Here is a 6284-nt window from a genome sequence, read left to right on the forward strand (position 1 = left end):
GACGGCAATGTTAAGTGGCGCAAGTTCGACGGAAAACGATCGAACCAATGCATTCGCGGCATCCCTCGCAGCATCAGGAATGGCGCCTCCATGCATCGGCAGTTTCGTCCTGCACGATGTCACTAATACAAGGTTTCCGCCGCCCTGCTGTGTCATACGCGGGATTGCCGCCTTTACCAAAGCGAAAGGGCGGACGACCAGCTTTTCTAGCGTCTGCCGCAGGTCATCCAGTGATGCATCCACAGTGGGCCGATGGATAGCGGGAAAGTGGTCGTTACTGACAATGGCATCAACCCGCCCAGTGACGGCCCATGCGGCTTCGACCAGCAACTCAAAACTTTTGCCGCTCACACGCTCGACACTGTCATTCGCGTTCGAAAAGTGCTCCCACGCGATGTCGTCCACGAAGGAATCATCGTGGACAAGCACCCGGAATCCCGCATCCAGCAGCGCTGCTACAGCAGGCGGGCCTGCATAGTCCGACGCATTCGTCACAAGCGCAACCTGTTGCTCTTTCTTCACAGCCGCTCCTCCTGGTGGTTCCAAACCCGCGCGATCCGATGGGCACCAGCGACCGCCCCTTCCTCGCGTCTGGCTATGGCGAATCCCGATGTCGGCTCTCAGCGTTCCATACTCAATGTCCGGTCCGTTTCGATATCGCCTTCAGCGAATCGCGTCACGAGTTGCCCCGTCTCCATGCATTGAAACAGTTTAGGCGTTCAATGCGCGGCGCTCGCACCTTGAATCTTGCGTTACCGGCTTCTCCCCAATCTATGCCTTATCTGTCACTGATTCCAAATCGATCACCAACGATCCAGGACGGTGCATCTAGCTTCTGGCCGAAGCTTGCCGATTGAGCGAGCAAACGGTGGTGGCCACGACCGGCAGACCCGGTCTACTTAGGAAGCGGACCGGCCCTGAATATCTTGCGCGCGTCCCCTCGTTCTGGTCCGGCTGCTGCCCTGGATTACATATTTTGTCAAGATACTCACCGCCGTACTGAAGCGATTGTGGGGAAAACACACAACGCCAATTTTGCTCTGATTGCTGCGCAAACGATTGCTTATACTCTCTGCACCTCTTTCTCCGAGGCGCATCGTATGCGGCAGGAATGGCTTGAATTTCTCCAGCGAGTCGACTGGAACACTCCGGTAACTTTGGCGCTGACATCAGCGGCAGTCGGTTCTGTCATAACGCTCACCTGGATCTCAGCGAGGGATGCCAGGGAGCGCAAGCGTCAGCAACGCGATACTGGATTGGAGCTCGCGTTATCGCTGGAAAGCTACGCCCGAACCTGCCGGACGATGATGCATAAGGCCGCCTGGGCGGCATCGGAGCCCGCCGACCCGATGAGCCGCGAAGCCAGCAAGGGCGTGTCCATCCCGGTCTTTGCCTACCCGGACAGGCTTCAGTGGCACGTCCTGAGCCGCAAAGTCATCTCCGAGCTCCGTGAGTACCCGGCAACGGTGTACGCCGCTCGGGAGTATGTGGAAGCGTTCCGCGAATTCGGTGAGCCGATCGACCTTTGTGGCCAGGTTGAATACGAATGTGCAAAAGCTGCGATGGCAGCGCTAGCACTTGCCCGGACCACGCGCCGGCGGCACGGAGCCGCGAGGTGGAAGCCGGGCGCCAAAGACTCAGCCTTGGAGCGCGAACTGTCCGACTTCATCGCGAACGCTGAAGAAAAGCGCAAGGCGTCGCTCGAGCGTCGAATGGAGTCTACAGTCGATCGGCGAGTTGACTTGCAACGGTTCAAACAGGTGCTAAGCGCCTGAAACATCGTGAGCTCGGATCCCGCCTGCGCGGATAGTTTCCGTAACCGACCCGATATAGATAGTCCGTCCCGCTTTCATCGATACTGGTGGGACTGGCAGCTCGCTGCCAGTCGAGGCGGGACATGCACTCGTGGACTACGAATAAGTCGACCCAAACGCCTGGAAGATTGCCGCTTTAGCTTCGACCCATCATTCGCCCTTCTCCTCGCAATCTGTCCCGAAAAAAAAGATTGAACGGAGATCTATGGTTTCGGAGGCCGGTGCCGATAAGACCGCTCATAAATCCCCCGCCAGACGAGGCTTCCCAATGCCATTTGATTTTATCGCCAGCCGCCCGACCCGATTAAAACGTACTCTCGTTATCCTGGTTGGCTGTACAGGTGTACTTGCCAGCTTGTCGATTTGGGGCCGGGTGCCCGCCGATGTACTCGCTGACGCGGATAGAGAGGTCGCCCACTTCGGCCCTGCACTAGTGGGCACCGCGTGTCCGGTCGAAGGAGCAGTCTCAAGGGACGCCCGCGGTACCTTTCTCATGTGTTGGAAACAGGTCTGGAGCAAGCCGTAGACCCTACTCCATATCGCCCCGGCGTCTCTGGCGTAACGCATGGCGGACAACCGGGATTTTCTGATTGAAGGTCCGGCACGAGGCTAGACGCAACGGAAGAAGACCAGAGCGTCGTGTGCCTTGCGTCCGAACGCATGTGACCGAAGCTTCGGTTAGGGAGCGTACCCGAAGATGCGCCCGTCGCAATGCGCGCAATGCACTCGCTCGGCGAACCGGTCGATGTACCGGTCCGCAACCCACAGTGGCGGTGCTCGCTATCAACGAATTCTCCCGCTATCAACGAATTCTCCAATGGAAAGACTCTTCCGGGTCCGTAGATTCGCACGAGCGCTCGCCCACACGCTGACGAAAAAAGCCGACAGGTCGTGTCGGCTGAAGGATTCTGGCTGTTCCGAAGGCCCATGCCAGAACCTGTGCAGCGCAGACTATTGCACGCACTGTCTGGCTCCCATGCGCATGGCATGCTGGCACAGGGTTTACCCCCGTCAAAATATAGGAATGGATGCCGTAATACATGTTGATTTCATTCATGCCGTGACGGCGGGTCGAACATGGAAAGGCAAACGTTTGCCCAAAAACTGTGGCTGCCATTGCTCCCAAACCTCGTCTGTTTGACCGCCATCAAGGGATTCGACGTATGGCTGTTGCACCAGGCGCATCGAACGAACAGAGCGTCGATACCCGGGCGCGATCGCGCGTTTCAAGGCGGCCATGACACACACTTCAAGATGCTTCGGGCTGACATCCTTATCTGCCCGCTGAGGAAAGTTCAACATGTTCGACGCCGAAGTTGCCGCGACGCTCCTGAACCGGTGGGACCGTAAACGCACATACCCAGGAGATCAGTCATCGCTGGATCTCTTGCAGGAAGGCAAGCTGCATTTCAGGCATGAGGGCGGCGATGTCCACGCACATGGTACTGACGCAGACCGGCGTCTTCGCGTTGAATGCCTGACGTTCACCGACGGCTCCCGCGCCTTGCGCGTCACCGGTGCAGATGGACAAGGCGGCTGGACGCGGTGGACTGCTGCTGAGCCGGAGTGAAAGCGGGAAACGGGCGCACGTACTCACTACCCGGTATCGAAGGAGAAAGCCGATGTCGACATGGACTGATGGCACTCTGGGTTGGCTCTTCGTCCTCGCCTACGTCCTGATGGTGATATGGCTAAATTACCGGTAGCAGATGTTGTGTCACATGGAGCGTGTGTCGCATCCCAGCGGATGCCTGAGCGCCGTCGACGTCGAGCAGGCTGATGGAAACAGCCACTGATCGCTTGCGAATGAGGTGTCTGCTGCGGTCCACGACAGCTCGCGTGACATTCCGGATTTCAGAGGATCGCGAAAGGAGATGAACGTGAACATGGTGAAGACCGAGATTGGACAACTGGAGAAGGCACTGAACGCTCTGGTTTGTCGCCCACGACTTATCCGTCGCGACTACTGGATATCGCAGATCGAGTGCCTGCTGACACGCCCTGGGCTGTCGGCGCAGGACCGGCAACGACTCCGCGCGCTACTCAACCTGCTCGGCACTCCCGTCGCGGGATGTAGTGTCTCACTACAGCAGTGACCGGCGTCGCAGAGTCTTTGAGTATGGTCACGACAAGCGCGCTGATTCCCTGAACACGCCTGCCGCAGTTGCATCAATTGCTGCTGGTGTCACACGTCAGAAATTCGCGGACAACGTTGTGCGGCACCAGGCATCGTCGCGTCGGCTGATTGCCTGCAGTGTCCGCGCGATCATGTACGGCGAACGCGTCTATTGAGCTTTCGGAAATCATGATGTTTAACGAGTCGAAATACGTATCGCTAATGTATGAACAGGGCCTGGACCAGTGGACGCGTGCCTGGTACGGCGAAGCCGTTGAAGCGGGATTTATCCGCCCGCACTATCATCCCGACCCTGTGACCATAAAGCGTCTTCGGGGCTATTTCGGCGCGGGCCTGTCGCCCTTCGAAGCCGCCCAGGCGTGTTTTGGCCGCAAACACTAAAGTAAGCCGGCTATTGCTTCCCCATCCGGTAGCCACATCTGCACGAAAGGCAGAAAGCGACCTGAACAGTCCAGCGAATTTCTCATCCACAACACTTGTCACGCCCGCATGAGCGCCACCTCGACCGGCATCTCACAAACACCGCTACCCAGTCCAGATTTGCACCGGCTGGCTAACATCTCACGTCCCGCCCGTTCCCCAAGAGGTCGCAAGGCTTCGTCGAGAACGGATCTCGCGGTCACACCCCTGGCGGATTTGTCGAGGGCATGCTGATGACGCGCACGCAGCCGGGCTGCAGCGAAGGCTGCGTTGTGTTGCCACCAGAAGTCACCACGGCGCTCAAAAACCTCTACATTGTTTCGAGCGCGCTCGCGCAGCGAGGCACTCACGCTCAGGAAATCCGGGATTCCCAATGGCGGGCAATGTTTCAACGGGCTCACGAGGCGAAGACGGCGCTCGAGCAGCACGGGGAGAGAGCTGAAACACATGCGATTGTGCTGCTTCGACAGATGACACAGGCATGCCAGGGTCTGGTTGATCGGCACGCGGCCCGCCAGGAGATTCCCTTCGCCGTGTGGCGCGAAGTGGGCAGGCTTGGGCACGATGCTTACGAGTGGGTCAACCTGAACGTACCTCGCCGCCGAGGCACCGACGCATGAATCCCGCACCGTTCAGGTCAGCGTACCGTGCCGGACTTAAAGCGGACCGGCTCGCGCAACGTGTCCGGCATGTACTTCCGGCACGCCCTGGCTGGCCCACGGTCCGTCGCCCTTTAAGGTCTCCGGGAGGCATGCGACCGACGGATGGAGCATTGCTCCCAACGTCTGGACAACAACTGAACGGCGCGCGCTTGCCGGGACAAAGAGATCAGAAGATCGCTGCAATCGTTGTTAGCAAGTCACGGAGCGGCCAGTGAACGCCGAAGGGATCAACAAGGCCGCGTTGCTACTGATGTCGCTCGGTGAAGACGAGGCGGCCGAAGCCTTCCGGTTCCTCGACCCACGTGAGGTGCAGAAGATCAGCATCGCGATGGCCGCGCTGAAAAACGTCACGCGCGGTGCCGTCGACACAGTACTGCAAGACTTCATCAAGGAAGCAGAAACGCACACGACCTTGTCGCTTGACTCGAAGGATTACATCCGGTCGGTGCTGACCAGGGCGCTCGGCGAAGACAAGGCTGGCAACGTCATCGACCGTATTCTGCTCGGTGACGACGTTGGCGGCATCGAAGGCCTGAAGTGGATGGATGCGCCAGCCGTCGCGGAACTGATCAAAAACGAACACCCGCAAATCATCGCAACCATCCTCGTGCACCTGGACCCGGAGCAGGCTTCTGACGTACTCGAATGCTTCACCGAACGGACGCGCAACGACGTGCTGCTGCGCATCGCCACGCTCGACGGCATCCAGCCGGCTGCATTGCGCGAACTCGACGAAGTGATGACCGAGTTGCTGTCTGGCAGCGGTAACGTGAAACGCAAGGCGGTTGGCGGCGTTCGCGCGGCAGCGGAAATCCTCAACTACCTGTCAATCCAGCACGAAGAATCGGTAATCGACAACGTACGCAGCTACGACGACGATCTCGCGCAAAGGATCATTGACGAGATGTTCACGTTCGAGAACCTGGTCGAGCTTGATGATCGCGCGATCCGGCTGCTGCTCAGGGAAGTTGGCACGGAGACACTGGGGATCGCACTGAAGGTCGGGCCGCCCGAGCTGCGTCAGAAATTCATGGCGAATATGTCGCAACGCGCGGCGGAGCTGTTTTCCGAAGATATGGACGCACGCGGCCCGGTGCGCCTCTCGGAAGTCGAAGCACAACAGCGCAAGGTTCTGCAGGTCGCGCGCGACCTTGCCGGAAGCGGCGAGATAGCGCTTGGTGACAAGGCTGACGACATGTATGTCTGAAGTGCCTCCCTGCGCGAACATCAGCGATGAGAATCGGGGATACC

The 6284-nt window shown here is 58.8% G+C and carries 8 protein-coding genes; 5 read left to right on the forward strand and 3 right to left on the reverse strand.

Translation table 11 applies throughout. From position 1 onward, the window contains the following. Window positions 1–522, reverse strand: a 522-nt coding sequence (locus GNZ13_RS44280; protein WP_172176952.1) for an SDR family NAD(P)-dependent oxidoreductase, incomplete at its 3' end; no start/stop codon positions are given. 488 nt (window positions 523–1010) lie between these two features. Here GNZ13_RS44280 and GNZ13_RS44285 point away from each other — a divergent pair. Beyond that, window positions 1011–1775, forward strand: a complete 765-nt coding sequence (locus tag GNZ13_RS44285) for a hypothetical protein (RefSeq protein ID WP_328807386.1) — start codon at window positions 1011–1013, stop codon at window positions 1773–1775. A 1092-nt stretch (window positions 1776–2867) separates the two neighbouring features. Here GNZ13_RS44285 and GNZ13_RS44290 read toward each other — a convergent pair. Beyond that, entirely contained in the window at window positions 2868–3116 is a 249-nt protein-coding gene (locus GNZ13_RS44290) for a hypothetical protein (protein ID WP_172176954.1), read from the reverse strand. Here GNZ13_RS44290 and GNZ13_RS44295 point away from each other — a divergent pair. The 3 genes from GNZ13_RS44295 to GNZ13_RS44305 all read left to right on the forward strand — a co-directional run bounded on the left by GNZ13_RS44295 (window position 3115) and on the right by GNZ13_RS44305 (window position 4332). After that, complete coding sequence (locus GNZ13_RS44295; protein WP_172176956.1) at window positions 3115–3384, forward strand: hypothetical protein; 270 nt, start codon at window positions 3115–3117, stop codon at window positions 3382–3384. The two genes, GNZ13_RS44290 and GNZ13_RS44295, sit on opposite strands and share 2 nt — an antisense overlap. Window positions 3385–3700: 316 nt before the next feature. Then, window positions 3701–3910 (forward strand): hypothetical protein, encoded by a 210-nt coding sequence (locus GNZ13_RS44300; RefSeq protein WP_236002455.1) that lies wholly within the window; start codon window positions 3701–3703, stop codon window positions 3908–3910. Between the two features lie 212 nt (window positions 3911–4122). Then, window positions 4123–4332 (forward strand): hypothetical protein, encoded by a 210-nt coding sequence (locus tag GNZ13_RS44305; protein ID WP_236002454.1) that lies wholly within the window; start codon window positions 4123–4125, stop codon window positions 4330–4332. Between the two features lie 98 nt (window positions 4333–4430). Here GNZ13_RS44305 and GNZ13_RS44310 read toward each other — a convergent pair whose 3' ends face one another. Next, a complete protein-coding gene (locus GNZ13_RS44310) occupies window positions 4431–4877 on the reverse strand; it encodes a hypothetical protein (protein WP_172176960.1) in 447 nt (148 codons plus the stop codon). Window positions 4878–5244: 367 nt separating this feature from the next. On the opposite strand from GNZ13_RS44310, the gene fliG reads away from it, so the two are divergent. After that, a complete protein-coding gene (gene fliG / locus GNZ13_RS44315) occupies window positions 5245–6240 on the forward strand; it encodes a flagellar motor switch protein FliG (RefSeq protein WP_172176962.1) in 996 nt (331 codons plus the stop codon). The last annotated feature ends 44 nt before the right edge of the window (window positions 6241–6284 follow it).

Source organism: Paraburkholderia elongata, from assembly GCF_013177735.1.
GTDB classification, from domain to species: Bacteria; Pseudomonadota; Gammaproteobacteria; order Burkholderiales; family Burkholderiaceae; genus Paraburkholderia; species Paraburkholderia elongata.